The sequence below is a fragment of the Streptomyces sp. NPDC102279 genome, from assembly GCF_044766365.1.
In the GTDB taxonomy this organism is placed as follows: Bacteria; Actinomycetota; Actinomycetes; order Streptomycetales; family Streptomycetaceae; genus Streptomyces.
In genome coordinates this window covers 73636-90413 of sequence record NZ_JBIWLU010000017.1, presented here as the reverse complement: position 1 = coordinate 90413, position 16778 = coordinate 73636, and the positions used below count along the sequence as shown (strand labels likewise).

Sequence of the window (16778 nt, the reverse complement as noted above, 5' to 3'; positions counted from 1 at the left end):
CGTTCCGAACGTTCCCAAAGACCACCGTCCAGTGAAGCACGCCGGGACGTCGATCTTGCAGGGGGGCCTCAGTCACGCAGACCGAGGGACAGCAGCATGGTGATGTCGTCGCGGTCCTCGCCGGGCGCGACCCGGATCGCGCCGGGCACCCGGCCGACCTCCTTGTAGCCGCAGGAGGCGTAGAAGCGCTCCAGGCCCTCGCCGCCCCGGCAGGTCAGCCGGATCGCCTCGACGCCGTGGAGCGAGCCCGCGGCCTCCTCGGCAGCGGCGAGCAGGTCCCGGCCGTACCCCCTGCCCTGGTGGCGGGGGTGCACCATCACGGTGTAGAGCCACACCCAGTGCCTCATCAGCCGGTGGGTGTTGTGCGTGAGGAAGGCGGTCGCGGCGACCTCGCCGTCCTCGTCCCGGCCGACCAGCAGCCGGGTGCGGCCCTCGGCCATGGCGAGGAAGTGCTTCACGAGTTCGGGCCGCACGTCCGCGGCGGTCACCGGCGGCACGAAGCCGACGGAGCCGCCCGCGTTCGAGACGTCCGCCCAGAGGGCGACCACCCCGTCCCGCAGCACAGGGGTGACCGCCGGGTCCAGCTCGAAACGCAGCGCCACGTCAGACCCGCATGGCCTGCGGCGACTCGCGGCGCTCCGGGTCCGGGCCGTCGTACTCGCGGATGATCTCGTAGCGCGTGTTCCGCTCGACGGGACGGAAGCCGGCGTCGCGGATCAGGTCGAGGATGTCCTCGCGGGTCAGCTTGTTGGGCGTCCCGTAGTTGTCCGCGTCGTGCGTGATCTTGTACTCGACGACCGAGCCGTCCATGTCGTCGGCGCCGTGCTGGAGGGCGAGCTGGGCGGTCTGCACACCGTGCATGACCCAGAAGACCTTGACGTGCGGGACGTTGTCGAAGAGCAGCCGGGAGACCGCGAAGGTCTTCAGTGCCTCGGCGCCGGTCGCCATCTGGGTGCGGGCCTGGAGCCGGTTGCGGACCTTGCCGTCCTTCATGTCCACGAAGTCGTGCTGGTAGCGCAGCGGGATGAAGACCTGGAAGCCGCCGGTCTCGTCCTGCAGCTCACGCAGCCGCAGCACGTGGTCCACACGGTGCCGGGGCTCCTCGATGTGCCCGTACAGCATCGTGCACGGGGTCTTGAGACCCTTCTCGTGCGCGAGGCGGTGGATGCGCGACCAGTCCTCCCAGTGGGTGCGGTGGTCGACGATGTGCTGCCGGATCTCCCAGTCGAAGATCTCGGCGCCGCCGCCGGTCAGCGACTCCAGTCCGGCGTCGATCAGCTCGTCGAGGATCTCCGAGGCGGACAGCCCCGAGATCGTCTCGAAGTGGTGGATCTCCGTGGCCGTGAAGGCCTTCAGGGAGACCTCCGGGAGGGCCTTCTTCAGCTCGCTCAGGGAGCGCGGGTAGTACCGCCACGGGAGGTTCGGGTGCAGGCCGTTGACGATGTGCAGTTCGGTGAGGTTCTCGCCCCGCATCGCCGTGGCGAGCCGGACGGCCTCCTCGATGCGCATCGTGTACGCGTCCTTCTCGCCCGGCTTGCGCTGGAACGAGCAGTACGCGCAGGACGCGGTGCACACGTTCGTCATGTTCAGGTGACGGTTGACGTTGAAGTGGACGACGTCGCCGTTCTTCCTGGTGCGCACCTCGTGCGCGAGGCCGCCGAGCCACGCCAGGTCGTCCGACTCGTAGAGCGCGATGCCGTCCTCGCGGGTCAGCCGCTCACCGGCCCGGACCTTGTCCTCCAGCTCGCGCTTGAGCCCGACATCCATGCGTTTACCTCTCCCTGTGACGAATCCTGCCAACCGTACTCCCCCGCCTCCGGGCGGGATCGGCCCCACCAGGGGCTTCGCGGACCGCCCCGCGTCACTCCTCCTCGGGGAGTTCCCCGACCCGGTTCTCCCACTTCGTCGACAGCACGATCGTCGTACGGGTCCGGGAGACGCCCTTGGTGCCCGACAGGCGCCGGATGGTCTTCTCCAGGCCGTCGACGTCACTGGAGCGCACCTTGAGCATGAACGAGTCGTCGCCCGCGATGAACCAGCAGTCCTCGATCTCGCCGAGGTCGCGCAGCCGGTGCGCCACGTCCTCGTGGTCGGCCGCGTCGGAGAGCGAGATGCCGATCAGGGCGGTGACGCCGAGACCGAGCGAGGCCGAGTCGACCGTCGCGCGGTACCCGGTGATGACACCGGCCGCCTCCAGCCGGTTGATGCGGTCGGTGACGCTGGGTCCCGACAGGCCGACGAGACGCCCCAGCTCCGCGTACGAGGCCCGGCCGTTCTCCCTCAGGGCCTGGATGAGCTGCCTGTCCACCGCGTCCATGCGATCGAAGCCTTCCACTGAAAAGGTCTGAAGAAATCCGAAGAGTTCCGAAGAGTCCGAAAAGCCTGAAGAGTCAGGTGGTGTCGCCCCGGGAGCCGCCCCCGAGTTCGCCCTTCCACCGGCGGTACAGGTCGTGGTCGACGCCCGCCGCGTCGAGGACCCGCCCGGCGACGAAGTCCACCAGGTCCTGGATGTGCGTCGCGCCCGCGTAGAACGCCGGCGAGGCCGGCACCACCGTCGCGCCCGCGTCGTCGAGGGCCACCAGGTGCCGCAGGGTCTGTCCGTTCAGCGGGGTCTCCCGCACGGCGACCACCAGTCTGCGCCGCTCCTTGAGCGTGACGCTCGCGGCCCGCTGGAGCAGGTCCTTGGAGAGGCCGAGGGCGACCCCGGCCACACAGGCCGTGGACGCCGGCACGATGAGCATGCCCTTGACCGGGTACGAGCCCGACGAGGGCCCGGCCGCGAGGTCGCCCGCGCTCCAGTGCCGTACCGCGTCGAGGTGCTCCTCGAAGGCCGCGAAGGTGCCGGGCTTGCCGTCCGCGCCCCGCGCCAGCCACGCGCCCAGGTCCTCCCGCCAGTGGGCGTCCCGGAACGGGAGGCCGGTCTCGTCGAGCAGCGTGAGCCGCGAGGCCCTGCTGACGACCAGGTCGACGCTCTCCCCCGCTTCCAGCAGCGAACGCAGCACCGCCGCCGCGTACGGCGTACCGGACGCGCCGGACACCCCCACGATCCAAGGCCGGCGCTGCGTCTGTCCTGGCTTCATGATGTCGAGCCTATCCGGCCACTGCCCGGATTCAGACCGTGAGCCCGCGCACCAGGAGATCCAGCAGGGCACACGCGAACAGCGCGATGCCGATGAATCCGTTGACCTGGAAGAAGGCACGGTTCAGGCGGGACAGGTCGTGCGGCTTCACGATGGAGTGCTCGTAGAGGAAGGCCGCCGCGACGACCACGAGGCCCAGCCAGAAGAACGCGCCCGCTCCGGTGGCCAGCGCGTACCAGACGAACAGGCCGGTGGTCACGGCGTGGCAGACGCGCGCGCCCCGGATCGCGGCCGGGATGCCGAACCGCGCCGGTACCGACATCACGCCGATCTCCCGGTCGGTCTCGACGTCCTGGCACGCGTAGATCAGGTCGAAGCCGCCGATCCAGACGCCGACCGCGAGGCCGAGGATCACGGCGTCCCAGGACCAGGTCCCGGTGATCGCGATCCAGGCGCCGATCGGGCCCATGGCCTGGGCGAGACCGAGGATGGCCTGCGGGAAGTTCGTGAACCGCTTGCCGTACGGATAGACGACCATCGGGATGACCGCGATCGGCGCGAGCGCCAGGCAGAGCGGGTTGAGCAGCGCGGCGGCACCGAGGAAGAAGACGAGCGCGACGAAGGCGCCCGTCCAGGCGTGCTTCACGCTCATCGCGCCGGTGACCAGCTCGCGGTGGGCCGTGCGCGGATTGCGGGCGTCGATCTCGCGGTCGATGATCCGGTTCGCGGCCATGGCGAACGTGCGCAGCCCGACCATCGCCACCGTGACCAGGAGCAGCCGCCCCCAGTGGATGTTCCCGTCCCACTCGTACATCGCGGTGAGCGCCGCGATGTACGCGAAGGGCAGCGCGAACACCGAGTGCTCGATCATGACGAGCCGCAGGAAGGCCTTGGTGCGGCCCGGCTGCGGAAGCGCCGCGGAAGCTGAACTCACAGCCCGTACTCCTTCCAGCGGCGGTCGACCTTCGCCGCCGTCTCCGGGTCGGACAGCACCATCTCGGGCCAGCCGCCGTCCCGGGTGTAGCCCTCCTCGGGCCACTTCTTCGTCGCGTCGATGCCCGCCTTGCCGCCCCAGAACTGCTGGTAGGAGGCGTGGTCGAGATGGTCGACCGGACCCTCCACGACGGTGAGGTCGCGGCCGTAGTCCGTGTTGCCGAGCGCGCGCCAGGCGACCTCGTGCAGGTCGTGGACGTCGCAGTCCGCGTCGACGACCACGATGAGTTTCGTCAGGGACATCATGTGGGCGCCCCAGACGGCGTGCATGACCTTCTGGGCGTGCTTCGGGTACTTCTTGTCGATCGAGACGATCGCACAGTTGTGGAATCCGCCCGCCTCCGGCAGGTGGTAGTCCACGATGTCCGGCACGATGATCTTCAGCAGGGGCAGGAAGAACCGCTCCGTCGCCCGGCCGAGGGGCCCGTCCTCCGTCGGGGGCCGGCCCACCACGATCGACTGGAGCAGCGGCCGCTTGCGCATCGTCACGCAGTCGATGGTCAGCGCCGGGAACGGCTCCTGCGGGGTGTAGAACCCGGTGTGGTCGCCGAAGGGGCCCTCGGGCAGCATCTCGCCCGGCTCCAGCCAGCCCTCCAGGACGACCTCGGCGTTCGCCGGCACCTGCAGCGGCACGGTCTTGCAGTCGACCATCTCGATCCGCTTGCCCTGGATGAACCCGGCGAAGAGGTACTCGTCGATGTCACCGGGGAGCGGCGCCGTGGAGGCGTACGTCACGGCGGGCGGGCAGCCGAAGGCGATCGCGACGGGCAGCCGCTCGCCTCGCCGGGCCGCCACCTGGTAGTGGTTCCGGCTGTCCTTGTGGATCTGCCAGTGCATGCCGATGGTGCGCTTGTCGTGGCGCTGGAGCCGGTAGAGACCGAGGTTGCGGATGCCGGACTCGGGGTCCTTGGTGTGGGTGAGCCCCAGGTTGAAGAAGGAGCCGCCGTCCTCGGGCCAGGTGAACAGGGCGGGCAGCGCGTCGAGGTCGACGTCGTCACCGCGCAGCACCACCTCCTGCACCGGCGCGTCCTTGACCTTCTTCGGCGGCACGTGCGCCATCGCGCCGAGCTTCCCGAAGGCCTCGCGCATCCCGACGAAGCCCTGCGGCAGCTCCGGCCGGAGCAGTCCGCCGATCTTGTCGGAGATGTCGCCGTACGACTTCAGGCCGAGGGCCTTCAGCAGACGGCGGTCGGTGCCGAAGACGTTCATCGCGAGCGGCATCGCCGCGCCGCGCACGTTCTCGAAGAGGAGCGCGGGACCGCCCGCTTTCTGCACCCGGTCGACGATCTCCCCGACCTCCAGGTACGGATCCACCTCGGCCTTGATGCGCTTGAGGTCTCCCTCGCGCTCCAGCGCCCTGAGCAGGGAGCGAAGATCGTCGTAAGCCATGTGTCCAAGTATCGGCCACCCGCTAACCTGTGCCCGTCACCGGGGCCCCGTGCCGCCCCGCCACCGCTCACTGGGGGACTGTTCGGCCATGCTCAGGTATCTGCCGTTTCTGCTGGTGCTGGCGCTGTGGATCTACGCCTTCATCGACTGCCTGAACACGCCGGAGGAGGAGGTCAAGGGCCTGCCCAAGGTGGTCTGGGTGATCATCATCCTGCTCTTCGGCGAGGTGCTCGTCGGTCCCGTCGCCTGGCTGGTCGCGGGCCGCAACCGGCGGGGTCCCGCGGGCGGCCCGGCCTCCTCCGAGGGGTCCCGCGGGCAGCGCGCGCGGTTCGTCGCCCCCGACGACAACCCCGAGTTCCTCAACTCCCTCAAGGCGGAGAACCGCAAGGACGACGCCCTGAAGGACTGGGAGGCCGACCTGCGGCGCCGCGAGGAGGAGCTGAAGCGGCGCGAGGACCAGAGCAGGTCCGACGAGGAGTCGTGAGAGCCGCACCATGGAACTGCGCCTGCTGGTGACCTTCGAGAAGGTCGCGACCGTACTGAGCTTCACCCGCGCCGCGGCCGAGCTGGCGTACGCGCAGTCCAGCGTGACCAGTCAGATCCGTGCCCTGGAGTCCTCACTCGGCACGGAGCTGTTCGACCGGCTGGGCAGCAGGATCCGGCTCACCGAGGCGGGCGAGCGACTGCTGCCCTACGCCCGGCAGATCATCGAGCTGACCGACGAGGCGCGGGCCGCCGTGGTCGGCGCCGAGGAACCGTCCGGCACCCTCACCGTCGGCACGATGGAGTCGCTCACCTCCTACCGGCTGCTGCCGCTCCTGGAACTCTTCCACCACCGCCACCCCGCGGTCCGGCTCTCGCTGCGGACGACCATCGGTGACGAGACGCGCCAGGCGCTGCGCCAGGGGACGTACGACGTCGGCTTCCTCATGGAGGAGGAGACCGAGCACGCGGGTCTGGAGGTCGCGGTCCTCGCCGTGGAGCCGCTGGCGCTGGTCGCCGCGCCCGGGCATCCGCTCGCCGGCACGGCACCCGCCACGGCCGGCCTCGCGGACCAGTCGCTGCTCGCCACCGAACCGGGCTGTGCCTACCGGGACTTGTTCGAGCGTGAACTCAACAGGGCTGTCCCGAGCGGCACTTCTGTCGACTTCACGGAGTTCGGCACGATCGAGGCGACCAAGCAGGCCGCGGCGGCCGGCCTCGGGGTCGCGTTGCTGCCCGAGGTGACGGTCGCCGCGGAACTGGAGCGGGGCACGCTCGTACGGCTCGGCTGGAAGCCGCCGTTCACGCTTCGTACGCAGCTGGCGTGGCGGGCTGGGAAGCGGCTTCCGGCACACGCGCGGCTGTTCGTGGAGCGGGCGCGGCAGCTGGTGTCAGAGGAGTCCGGGCCGCCCGGGCAAGCGTGACCTTCAGACTCGCCAGCACGATCAGCGGGACGCCGAGTGCCTGGACGAGCCCGATGTGGTGGCCGTAGACCGCCCAGTCCATGACCATCGCGACGGCCGGGTAGGTGAAGGCGAGGACGGCGATCTTCGCGGTCGGGAGCTTGGCGTACGCGGCGTACATCAGGACGTACATCAGTCCGGTGTGGACGACCCCGAGGCCGACCAGCCAGGCCCAGTCCGCGCCGGTCCCGCGCATCGCGCCGAAGTCGGCGAACGGCAGCAGCAGCGGGATGCCGACGAGGACCTGCACGAGTGCGATCAGGTGCGGCCGCACGCCGGTGATGCGCTTGGTGACCAGGGTGGACAGCCCGTACAGGAGCGCGGCGAGGAGGGCCTGGCCGATGCCGGTGAGGTAGGCGCCGCCGTGGGTGAGGTCGGCCGGGGAGACGCCCGACACGAGGACCAGACCGGCGAAGGCGAGGACGATCCATCCGGCCTTCGCGGCGGTGACCCGTTCCCGGAACAGCAGGGCGCCGAGCAGCACCACGTAGAACGGCTGCGTGTGGTAGACGACGGTGGCGACGGAGATCGAGGTGTTCTCGTACGACTGGAAGAGCAGGACCCAGTTGAAGACGATGAACACCCCGCCGAGCGCGGCGAGTCCGAGGGTGCGCGGGGTGAAGCCGTGACCGCGGAAGTAGCCGCGGGCCAGGGCGTAGCCGCCGAGGGCGAGGGCTCCGAACACGACGCGGAAGAAGACGACGTTCAGGGGCGAGGCGCCGGACTCGACGACGAAGACGCCGAGGGTGCCGGAGAGCATCATGGCGGCGGTGAGCTGGGCGGCACCCTTGTTCTCGGTCGCGCCGGCGGAGGTGGCTGAGGTCATGTCCCGACGGTAGGAGCGGGGACCCGGTGGACGCCACGGGCCGGCGGGGCGTCCTGCCGATGGGCCCATCGGCGGCGCCGATCCGCTCCCGGTGACGGTCGGGCGGGCGGCTAGGGGCCGGCGTCCCGGCTGGGGGCGGGCTCCTCGCGCAGCGCGAGGGCGAGGAGTCCCGGGAAGCGGGCCTCGAACTCCGCACGGCGGAGCCGGTTCACCCGCCTGGGGCCCTCGTCGCGCTGTTCGACGAGGCCCGCGCCGCGCAGCACGGCGAAGTGGTGGCTGAGGGCCGCCTTGCCGACGGGCACGTCGAAGCTGCCGCAACTGCGGCTCCACTCCGCCGAGTCGGCCAGTTCACGGACCAGCCGGATCCGTACGGGGTCGGCGAGCGCGGCGAACGCGCTCTGCGCGGAGACCTCGTCGGGATGGGTGTGCTCGGGCGCCGCCCGGTGACTCGTCCGCTCCGCCACGCCGGTCTCCCCTGCTGTTTCCCCGAACCCCTTGCCGAGTGTTCGATGAAAACCATACACTCCGGAGTGTTCGCTTTTCATTGAACAGTCTGCGCGGCGATCCGGTCCGCGCGGGCCGTCGGCTGTCCAGCCGAGCATCAGCCAGGAGTGAGCCATGCGTGCGGTCGAGTTCCAGGAGTACGGCGGTCCCGAGGTGCTGCGGGTCGTGGACGCCCGGACCCCCGAGCCGGGCCCCGGGCAGGTGAGCATCGACGTGGCCTACACGGGCGTCAACTTCGCCGACCTGAAGGCCAGATCGGAGGGCTACCGGGTGCCGCGTCTGCCCTTCGTGCCGGGGCTGGAGGTGTCGGGCCGGGTCCGGGCGGTCGGCCCGGGCGTCACAGGTCTGCGGGCCGGCCAGGAGGTCGCGGCACTGACCGAGGGCGGGGCGTACGCGGAGGTCACCGTGGCCGACGCGGTGACCGTCTTCCCCCTGCCGTCCGGGGTCGGCCTGCGCGCCGGTGCCGGCCTCCCGACCGTGCTGCCCACGGCGTACGCCCTGCTGCACACGGTGGGCCGCCTCCAGCCCGGCGAGACCCTCCTCGTCCAGGGCGCGGCGGGCGGCGTGGGCACGGTACTGGGCCAGCTCGCGCGGGCGGCGGGGGCGGGCGCGGTGTACGGCGTGGTGTCCGCGCAGCCGAAGGCCGAGTTCGCCCTCGGGTACGGCTACGACGAGGTGTTCGTCGGCTCCTTCGCCGACGAGGTCAGGGCGGCGACCGAGGGGCGGGGCGTGGACCTGGTCCTGGACCCGGTCGGCGGCGAGACCCTGCGCCGCGGCCTCGCGTCCCTCGCCCCCTTCGGCCGGCTGCTCTCGTTCGGCAACGCGAGTTCGGCGGAGCCGTGGACGGTGGGCCAGCCGGAGCTCTACCCGACGGGCCTGTCGGTCGCCGGGTTCTCCATCCTCGGGCTGGCACGGACGGCCCCGGACGCCCTGCGCGCCATCGCCGAGCGCGCGTTCCGGACGGTGGCCGACGGGACGGTGACCCTGCCGGTGACGGCGGAGTTCGCCCTGGAGAAGGCCGGGGACGCGCACGCGCTGATGGGGGCACGGACGAGCACGGGCAAGCTGCTGCTGAGGGTGGCGGACTGACGGCGGGGGTCGCACACGCCGGCCACCACCCGCCCGAGCACGAGCACGAACAGTCCTCGCGTGGGCGGCCGTTCAGACGGCGTTGTCAGTGGGGCGGTCTACTCTTCCCCGCCATGACCACACGCCTGGACTCGACCCGTGCCTCGTACGACACCGTCGCCGCCGACTACGCCGAGCTGTTCAGCGGCGAGGTCGCCCAACCCCTGGAGACGGCGCTGCTCGCCGAGTTCGCGAAGCGGGTGCTGGCCGGCGGGGGCGGCCAGGTCGGGGACCTCGGCTGCGGGCCGGGGCGGATGACCATCCACCTGGAGGGGCTCGGGCTCGACGCGTCCGGCATCGACCTGTCACCCGGGATGATCGAGGTCGCCCGCTCCGCGTACCCGCACCTGCGTTTCTCGGTGGGCACGATGGCGGACCTCGACCTCGCCGACGGGTCGCTCGCCGGGGCACTCGTCTGGTCGTCCACCGTGCACATCCCTGTGGAAGAACTGCCGCCGCTGTTCGCGGAGTTCCGCCGGGTGCTCGCGCCCGGCGGTCACCTGCTCATCGGCTTCAAGGCGGGCGACGAACAGATCCTCCTGGAGCACGCGTACGGCCACGACGTGGACCTCGACGTGTACAGCTTCCGGCCCCAGCGGGTCGCGGAACTCCTCGCGGAGGCCGGCCTGACCGAAGTGGTCCGCCTGGTCCGCGAGGCCGAGATGACGGAGTACGGCCTGGAGAGGACCGCGCAGGGCTTCATCCTGGCCCGGAGGCCGGCGGACTCCTGAGGCATCCCGGGCCCGGGGGCGGCTCTGCCCCGAGTCGCCCTCGGACGCGGCCCGCTCCGTCCAAGTACCCTCCCGTCCCCTCCGTTCTCATCCCTTCGGCGCGCCCCCGTAGACCATCGGCGGACGCGGGCCGGGCCCTCCGTTTTCCAGACTGGTCCTGGACGAAGCAGGTGGGCGCGGAGCCGGGAGGCACGGGATGCAGGGGACGCCGGGGATCAGCCGGGCACGGTTTCTGGCAATGGCCGCGGCCGTCGGGGGCGCGGCCGCCGTGCTGCCCGTGGGAGCGGCGGGGCGGGCAGGGGCGACACCCGACGGCCGGGCTCCGCTGGCGGCACGCGAGCAGGCCGGCACGACGGCGCCGGTGGTGGGCGGCCGGCGCGGGCTCACCCACCGGGGAGTGGTGTACGAGGTCGGGGACGGGGAGACGCCCGCGACCGGCTGGAACGTCCGGGACATGCGCGCGGACCTGCGCGCCGTCGCCCGCGACCTGCACGCCGACTCCGTCAAGGTGACCGGCGACGGCGTCGAACGGCTCGCCGCGACGGCGGCCGAGGCGGCGGAGCGCGGTCTCCACGTCTGGCTCGAACCGACCCTCGGGGACGTGCCCGAGCGGGAGATCCTCGACCATCTCGCGGAGACGGGCCGATCCGCCGAGCGGCTGCGCCGGCAGGGCGCCGGGGTGCACCTCAGCGTCGGCTGCGAGTTCGTGCTGTACGTCCCCGGCATCGTGCCCGGCGCGAACGTCCAGGAGCGGGTGGAGAACCTGCTCAAGGGGAACTTCGACCCCGTCGTCATGGCGCGGCGGCTGCACCGGTTCACCGCGAAGGCGGCGAGGACGGGCCGGTCCGTGTTCCGCGGGCCGCTGACGTACGCCGCCGCACAGGACGAGGACGTCGACTGGGGTCTCTTCGACCTCGTGGGCATCGACTACTACGCGTTCTTCCGGCGCCCCGCGGACTACCTCCGCGACCTCGCGCGGTACCGGCGCTTCGGGAAGCCCGTCGCCGTCATGGAGTTCGGCTGCTGCACGTTCCAGGGCGCGCCGGAGCAGGGCGGCATGGGCTGGGACGTCGTCGACTACACGAAGGATCCGCCGGAGATCAAGGCCGGATCGATCCGCAGCGAGCGCACGCAGGCGGCGTATCTGACGGACGTGCTCGCCGCGTTCGAGACGGCGGGGCTGTACGCGGCGATGGCGTACACCTTCGTCACCCGCGACGCCCCGCACCGCCGCCACGACCCGCGTCACGACCTCGACATGGCGAGCTACAGCATCGTCAAGACGATCGAGAACCGTCCCGGGGACCCGGCCGCCGGGGTCCACTGGGAGCCGAAGGAGGCCTTCCACGCCCTGGCCCGCCAGTACGGCCGCCACCGCCGCCACTGACCGGGCCGACGGCCTGCGCACGTTGCCCCCGCGGGGCGCCCACCGCAGAGTGGGGTCATGGAGCGCATCGATCAGGCACAGGCGCGGGCATGGCTCGCGACCGCCGTGGCGGAGGCCCGCGCCGGGCTCGACGAGGGCGGCATCCCCATCGGGGCCGCGCTGTACGGCGCGGACGGCACCCTGCTCGGCCGGGGACACAACCGCCGCGTCCAGGACGACGACCCCTCGACGCACGCCGAGACGGCCGCGTTCCGCGCCGCCGGACGGCAGCGGTCGTACCGCGGCACGACGATGGTGACCACCCTCTCGCCGTGCTGGTACTGCAGCGGCCTGGTCCGGCAGTTCGGCATCTCCCGGGTGGTCGTCGGCGAGGCCGCCACCTTCCACGGCGGCCACGACTGGCTCGCCGAGCACGGTGTGGAGATCGTGCTGCTCGACGATCCGGAGTGCGCGGGCCTGATGCGCGACTTCATCGAGGGCAACCCCGACCTGTGGAACGAGGACATCGGTGACTGACCCCAAGGCCCCCGCGGCGCCGCGCATCCCGACCGTCGACCTCCGCCCCTGGCTGTCGGGGGACGCGGAGGACCGCGCCGCGATCGCCCGGACCGTCGACGAGGCGCTCCGCACGGCCGGGTTCCTGCTCGTCACCGGGCACGGCGTGGACCCCGCCCTGCGCGTCCGGATCCGAGAGGCGGCCCGCGCCTTCTTCACGCTGCCCGCCGAGGCGAAGGAGCCGTACGCCGCCCGGGTCGGCGGACGCGGGTGGCTCGGGCCGGGCGCCGAGGCCAACGGGTACGCGGAGGGCACCGAGACCCCTCCGGACCTCAAGGAGTCGCTGACGTTCGCGACGCACGAGCCGTTCGCGGACCCGCGGACGAACGCCGAGTGGTACGCGCCGAACGTCTGGCCCGCCGAGGCCCCCGGGCTGCGGGCCCTGTGCGAGGAGTACCTGGCGCGGATGGGCGAGCTGGAGAACCACCTGCTGGCGCTGCTCGGTGAGGCGCTCGGCCTCGAACCGGACTTCTTCACCCGGCACATGGACCATCCCACGTACGGCTTCAACATCAACTGGTATCCGGGGACGGACGTCGTCGGCGCGCCGGAGCCGGGCCAGTTCCGGATCGGCCCGCACACCGACTTCGGCACGGTCACCGTTCTCGACCGGCAGGCCGGCAAGGGCGGGCTCCAGGTGTTCACGGACGAGGGCGGCTGGGAGGACGCGCCCTTCGACCCGGCCGCGTTCACCATCAACATCGGTGACCTGATGGCCCGTTGGACCGGCGACCGGTGGCGTTCGGGACGGCACCGGGTGCTGCCGCCGCCCGCCGACGCGCCCGCCGAGGAGCTGATCTCGCTCGTCTACTTCGGCGAATGCACGCCGGGGACGCTGGTCGAGTCGGTGGCCGCCCCGGTGGGCCGGGTCGCGTACGAACCCGTCGACTCGCACGTCTACCTGCGGGAGAAGCTCAATTCGATCACTGTCGGTTGACAGGCCGATCGTTTTCGTAACCGAACAGTCACCAAGCGCCCTATCCCGAATCAACTCCCCCTTTTTACACTGTTGTTGATACACCTCACAGCAGCACATCAGGACCGGACCGCGGACCAGGGGGAGATGCGGTGCACGCAGGGCTGCACGGCAGAGGGGCGCTGTTCGACACCGATCCGCCCGGACTCGCGTCACGACTGGTGGGACTGCGTCCGTACCAGTTGCGCGCCACACCGTACGAACACGCGCATGAACCACCCTTCGTGGTGCTCACCGGAGGCCGCGGGATCGGCAAGACGGCCGTGCTCCGGGAACTGCGCGAGGCCTACCGGTGGCACACACCGGTCGCACTGGTCGACGGCGAGGACCGGCAGTTCGCCGCGCCGCCCGCCGAACGCCCCGCGGAGTCCTGGTCCCCGGTCGGCCAGGCGCTCACCACGGCCGCGGAGCAGCTCGCCGAACCGGTGAAGGGCGCCGGGAGGATCGCGTTCCCGCGCCTCTCCTCCGGCCTCCTCGCCGTGGCGGCGGGCGGCTGGAGCAACCGGGACGTGCCCCGCGTACGGCAGGAGGCGGAACGGATCCTGCTGCTGAACGAGACCGACTCGTGGCTGTCGGGGTTCGCCGGGCGCTGGGTGAGCAAGGTGATCTCCAAGCTCGTCGCGTCGATGAGCGGGACGGGCCCCGTCGTGGAACCCATCATCGAGGCCACCCTGGAGGCCTTCGCGGAGGGCGTCGCACCGGCCCACCGCCGCCTGCGCAAGGCCGCCACCTGGTACCGGGACTACCCGAACGCGGGCGGCAGCCCCAAGCTCGCACTGATCCTGCTCTCCCGGCACTTCCGGGCGGGCGGCGACTCCCGCCGGCACGCCGAACGCCATCTGGTCCGGGCGCTGCTCGCCGACCTCGACGACGCGTACGCGGGGGTCGTACAGCGTTCGCACCGGCGGGGCCGCCCGGTCCTGCTCATCGACAACGTCCAGGAGCCCGCGGGCCTCGGCCTCCTCGAACCGGTACTGCGCGACCGCGCCGACGGCATCGCGGACCGGGCCGTGTTCTTCGCCGCGCTCCGGGGCCACGCGCACCCGGCGCTGCGCAACGCGGGCCGGCTCGCCCTGCCCGACACCGCACGGGAGAGCGGCTGGCGCCCCGGCACCTCGCCGTCCTCGCGGGCCCTGCTCGTCGCGCTGCCGCCGCTGACCCCCGACGACACCCTGCACATCATGGACACCGCGTCCGGCGGCTCCGGCGCCACCGGCGGGCCGGACGGTCTGCCCGCCCAACTCCCGCACGCCACCCACCGGCTGACCTGCGGCAGCCCGCTCGGCATCACACTGCTGGCGGCCTCGGCCCGGCAGAACCTGTCCGTCGGCGCGGACTCGCTCGGCGCGCTGCTGACCGCCGACGTCGCCCTGCACGAGGACCACGCCGGCCGCCCCGCCCACCAGGAGCTGCTCGCGCGGCTGGTGCCCGGCGGCCGCCTCGACGAACTGACCGTGCTCGCCGCCGCTCACGACCGCGAGTCGGCCTGCTCGCTCGCGGAGTCCCGGCTCCCCGAGGACTTCGGCGCCTCCGGCGTCCTCGACCTGGAGGAACGGCTTGCCTCCGAGGGCTGGGCGACGGCGGACGGCCAGTTCGTCGGCGACCCGTTCCTGCGCGCGCTGCTCCTGCTGCGACTGCACCACGCGGACCCCGACCACGAACGGTGGCAGGCGGTGCACCGCACCCTCGTCGACCACTACTCCGACCACCCCGGCGAGTCGGCACCCCCGGACAGCGCCCGCTACCGGCTGCATCACGAACTCGCCCTCGGCAGGGCGGACTTCGCGGTGGCCCACCTGCGCGACACCTTTCCGCGCACCGATACCCGCGGCTGGCTGTCCGCACTGGTCTTCATCGCCTCCGCGCCGTACTACCACGCACACGACCCGGACGGCCGGGACTTCGACGGCCACGACCACCGGGCCGCCGTGGCCCTCGGCCGCACGGACGCCGCGCACCGTCCGCCGGAGGGCGTCGACGCCGTACTGCACCTGCGGGTACGGCGGTTGCTGCACGCCGTGTGGCAGCTGACCGACCCTCTGGTGCTGCCCGACCCGCGGGTCACCGAACGGCTGCGGTTCGAGCTGGAACAGCTGTCGAACCTGCGGCCCGCGGGCAACGCCCTGCTGTGGCGCGCCTCGCGGGACTGGCCCGCCGACGCCCTCGCCGGCCGGGCCCTGCGCATCCCGGGCGACGAGGACGGAGGCCGCTGATGGCCCGCTTATGGGTGTGGCTGCGCGAGGACGTCTGGGAGATCCGCTTCCGCCGGTACGTGGCGCTCGCACTGGCCGCCGTCCTGGTGGGCCTCGGCGTCTGGGGCGGCCTGACCGCCACCAAGGAGAACCGGTCCTGCGCACCCGGGGTCGTGCAGCCCCCGGACCGCGACGAGTGCGTGGGCGTCTCCTCGACGACGTACGCCTTCGGGCGCGCCCGGTTCGCCGACACGGTGCGCGCGATCAACCGAGAGAACCACCGTCTGGCGCCCGGCAGTTACGTCACGGTCGCCCTGCTCGAACCCTTCACCGCCACCGACGCGGACAACCTGAACGACGTGCAGCACGAACTCCAGGGCGCCTATCTCGCGCAGTACCAGGCCAACCACGACACGACCGGGCTGAAGCCGAAGATACGGCTCGTGCTCGCCAACCCCGGCGCCACCGGCGCCTCCTGGCGGCACACGGTCGATCAGCTGGAGCGCATGACGAAGGGCGCCGACCGGCTGCGCGCGGTGACCGGGGTCGGGCTGAGCACCGAGAACAACAAGCGGGCGGTCGCCGAACTGACCCGGCGTGGGCTACCGGTGATAGGGAGTTCGATCACCGCCGACGACCTGGCCAACGGGCAGGACGGCAAGGACCCCTTCCCGGGGCTCGCCCGCGTCTCCCCGACCAACACCGACGAGGCGCGCGCCCTCGCCTCCTTCGCCAAGGTGTCCGCCGCCAACGCCTTCCTCGTCTACGACCGGACGGGCGACCCCTACACGCGCACGCTCCAGGGGTCCTTCGAGAAGATGCTCAAGGGCGCGCGGTACGAGGCCCAGCCGTTCACCCCGCCCGCCGACCGCAGCAAGGAGGGCAGCACCGCCAACGTCTTCGCGCAGATCGCCACCATCCTGTGCAACACCCCGAAGGCCACGGACACCGTCCTGTTCGCCGGCCGGCACACCCAGCTGCGCCAGTTCATCAACGCGCTGGGCGCCCGGGGCTGCTCCGACCGCCGCTTCACCGTCCTCACCGGCGACGAGGGCTCCTACCTCGCCGGCGACAGGGATCTCGACCCGGCCGCGCTCAAGGACCCGCTGCTGTCGGTGCGCTACACGGCGCTCGCCCATCCGGACGCCTGGCCGAAGGACCACGCCCGCACCGGCGGCAGCAAGGCGGACGCCACGGTCCTCCAGCGGCTGCTGGACAGCGCGCGGCGGGGGCCGGTCGGCCCGCTCGGCGAGGTCGCCCTCGACGACGGCCAGTTGATCATCGCGTACGACGCCATGCGGCTCGCGGTGCGCGGCATCCGGGGTGCCTCGCCGACCGGGCGGATCCCGGCGCTCGCCGACGTCGGCCTCCAGTGGCCGCAGGTCAAGGGCAGGCAGCTGCGGGTGAACGGGGCGAGCGGGTGGATCTGTCTGGACGCCCACGGGAACCCGTACGACAAGGCCGTGCCGATCGTGGAGCTGACACCCGACGGCCGCGCGCGCTTCGTCCGCCTCGCCTGGCCGGAGGGCAGGCCACCGGCGGCCGAGTGCCTCCCGCCGTCGTAGCCGCCCG

Annotated in this window: 16 protein-coding genes and 1 pseudogene; 9 read left to right on the top strand and 8 right to left on the bottom strand. The window is 72.0% G+C overall.

Going from position 1 to position 16778, the window contains the following annotated elements:
• Positions 1 to 68 precede the first annotated feature (68 nt).
• The 6 genes from ACIRQH_RS35750 to ACIRQH_RS35725 all read right to left on the bottom strand — a co-directional run bounded on the left by ACIRQH_RS35750 (position 69) and on the right by ACIRQH_RS35725 (position 5462).
• The gene (locus tag ACIRQH_RS35750) at positions 69 to 602 is read right to left on the bottom strand and encodes a GNAT family N-acetyltransferase (protein ID WP_388933971.1); all 534 of its coding nucleotides are present in this window, start codon (positions 600 to 602) and stop codon (positions 69 to 71) included.
• A 1-nt stretch (position 603) separates the two neighbouring features.
• Positions 604 to 1767 (bottom strand): aminofutalosine synthase MqnE, encoded by a 1164-nt coding sequence (mqnE, locus tag ACIRQH_RS35745; RefSeq protein WP_358818347.1) that lies wholly within the window; start codon positions 1765 to 1767, stop codon positions 604 to 606.
• Positions 1768 to 1861: 94 nt separating this feature from the next.
• Positions 1862 to 2317 carry an Lrp/AsnC family transcriptional regulator gene (locus ACIRQH_RS35740; protein WP_081218727.1) on the bottom strand — a complete coding sequence of 152 codons (456 nt, stop codon included), beginning with the start codon at positions 2315 to 2317 and terminating at the stop codon, positions 1862 to 1864.
• Positions 2318 to 2390: 73 nt separating this feature from the next.
• A complete protein-coding gene (locus ACIRQH_RS35735; RefSeq protein ID WP_358818346.1) occupies positions 2391 to 3080 on the bottom strand; it encodes a UbiX family flavin prenyltransferase in 690 nt (229 codons plus the stop codon).
• 31 nt (positions 3081 to 3111) lie between these two features.
• Positions 3112 to 4014 (bottom strand): menaquinone biosynthesis prenyltransferase MqnP, encoded by a 903-nt coding sequence (mqnP, locus tag ACIRQH_RS35730; RefSeq protein ID WP_358818345.1) that lies wholly within the window; start codon positions 4012 to 4014, stop codon positions 3112 to 3114.
• A complete protein-coding gene (locus ACIRQH_RS35725) occupies positions 4011 to 5462 on the bottom strand; it encodes a menaquinone biosynthesis decarboxylase (protein WP_388874660.1) in 1452 nt (483 codons plus the stop codon). Before ACIRQH_RS35725 ends, mqnP begins: the two co-directional genes overlap by 4 nt.
• Positions 5463 to 5550: 88 nt before the next feature.
• On the opposite strand from ACIRQH_RS35725, the gene ACIRQH_RS35720 reads away from it, so the two are divergent.
• Together ACIRQH_RS35720 and ACIRQH_RS35715 are read left to right on the top strand one after the other, a co-directional pair.
• Positions 5551 to 5946: a PLD nuclease N-terminal domain-containing protein gene (locus ACIRQH_RS35720; protein WP_358818343.1), complete on the top strand. Its 396-nt coding sequence runs from the start codon at positions 5551 to 5553 to the stop codon at positions 5944 to 5946.
• Positions 5947 to 5956: 10 nt separating this feature from the next.
• A pseudogene (locus tag ACIRQH_RS35715) lies at positions 5957 to 6850 on the top strand (LysR family transcriptional regulator); the annotation flags it as partial.
• Here the strand turns inward: ACIRQH_RS35715 and ACIRQH_RS35710 are convergent.
• Together ACIRQH_RS35710 and ACIRQH_RS35705 are read right to left on the bottom strand one after the other, a co-directional pair.
• Positions 6747 to 7733 (bottom strand): DMT family transporter, encoded by a 987-nt coding sequence (locus ACIRQH_RS35710; protein ID WP_388874657.1) that lies wholly within the window; start codon positions 7731 to 7733, stop codon positions 6747 to 6749. The pseudogene ACIRQH_RS35715 and the gene ACIRQH_RS35710 sit on opposite strands and share 104 nt — an antisense overlap.
• Positions 7734 to 7843: 110 nt before the next feature.
• Positions 7844 to 8197, bottom strand: a complete 354-nt coding sequence (locus tag ACIRQH_RS35705) for an ArsR family transcriptional regulator (protein ID WP_358818341.1) — start codon at positions 8195 to 8197, stop codon at positions 7844 to 7846.
• Between the two features lie 154 nt (positions 8198 to 8351).
• Between ACIRQH_RS35705 and ACIRQH_RS35700 the strand changes: the two genes are divergently transcribed.
• From ACIRQH_RS35700 to ACIRQH_RS35670, 7 genes are all read left to right on the top strand, one after another.
• On the top strand, positions 8352 to 9326 hold the full coding sequence (locus ACIRQH_RS35700) for a zinc-binding alcohol dehydrogenase family protein (protein ID WP_404229178.1): 975 nt from the start codon (positions 8352 to 8354) through the stop codon (positions 9324 to 9326).
• A gap of 113 nt (positions 9327 to 9439) precedes the next feature.
• Positions 9440 to 10096 carry a class I SAM-dependent DNA methyltransferase gene (locus ACIRQH_RS35695; protein ID WP_404229176.1) on the top strand — a complete coding sequence of 219 codons (657 nt, stop codon included), beginning with the start codon at positions 9440 to 9442 and terminating at the stop codon, positions 10094 to 10096.
• A 196-nt stretch (positions 10097 to 10292) separates the two neighbouring features.
• Positions 10293 to 11483, top strand: a complete 1191-nt coding sequence (locus ACIRQH_RS35690; protein WP_404229173.1) for an abortive phage infection protein — start codon at positions 10293 to 10295, stop codon at positions 11481 to 11483.
• A gap of 57 nt (positions 11484 to 11540) precedes the next feature.
• The gene (locus tag ACIRQH_RS35685) at positions 11541 to 11999 is read left to right on the top strand and encodes a nucleoside deaminase (RefSeq protein WP_358818337.1); all 459 of its coding nucleotides are present in this window, start codon (positions 11541 to 11543) and stop codon (positions 11997 to 11999) included.
• A complete protein-coding gene (locus tag ACIRQH_RS35680; protein WP_388874648.1) occupies positions 11992 to 12975 on the top strand; it encodes an isopenicillin N synthase family dioxygenase in 984 nt (327 codons plus the stop codon). The genes ACIRQH_RS35685 and ACIRQH_RS35680 overlap by 8 nt, the downstream gene beginning before the upstream one ends.
• A 131-nt stretch (positions 12976 to 13106) precedes the next feature.
• Positions 13107 to 15227 carry a hypothetical protein gene (locus ACIRQH_RS35675; protein WP_404229170.1) on the top strand — a complete coding sequence of 707 codons (2121 nt, stop codon included), beginning with the start codon at positions 13107 to 13109 and terminating at the stop codon, positions 15225 to 15227.
• Positions 15227 to 16771 carry an ABC transporter substrate-binding protein gene (locus ACIRQH_RS35670; RefSeq protein WP_388874643.1) on the top strand — a complete coding sequence of 515 codons (1545 nt, stop codon included), beginning with the start codon at positions 15227 to 15229 and terminating at the stop codon, positions 16769 to 16771. Before ACIRQH_RS35675 ends, ACIRQH_RS35670 begins: the two co-directional genes overlap by 1 nt.
• Positions 16772 to 16778: the final 7 nt, after the last annotated feature.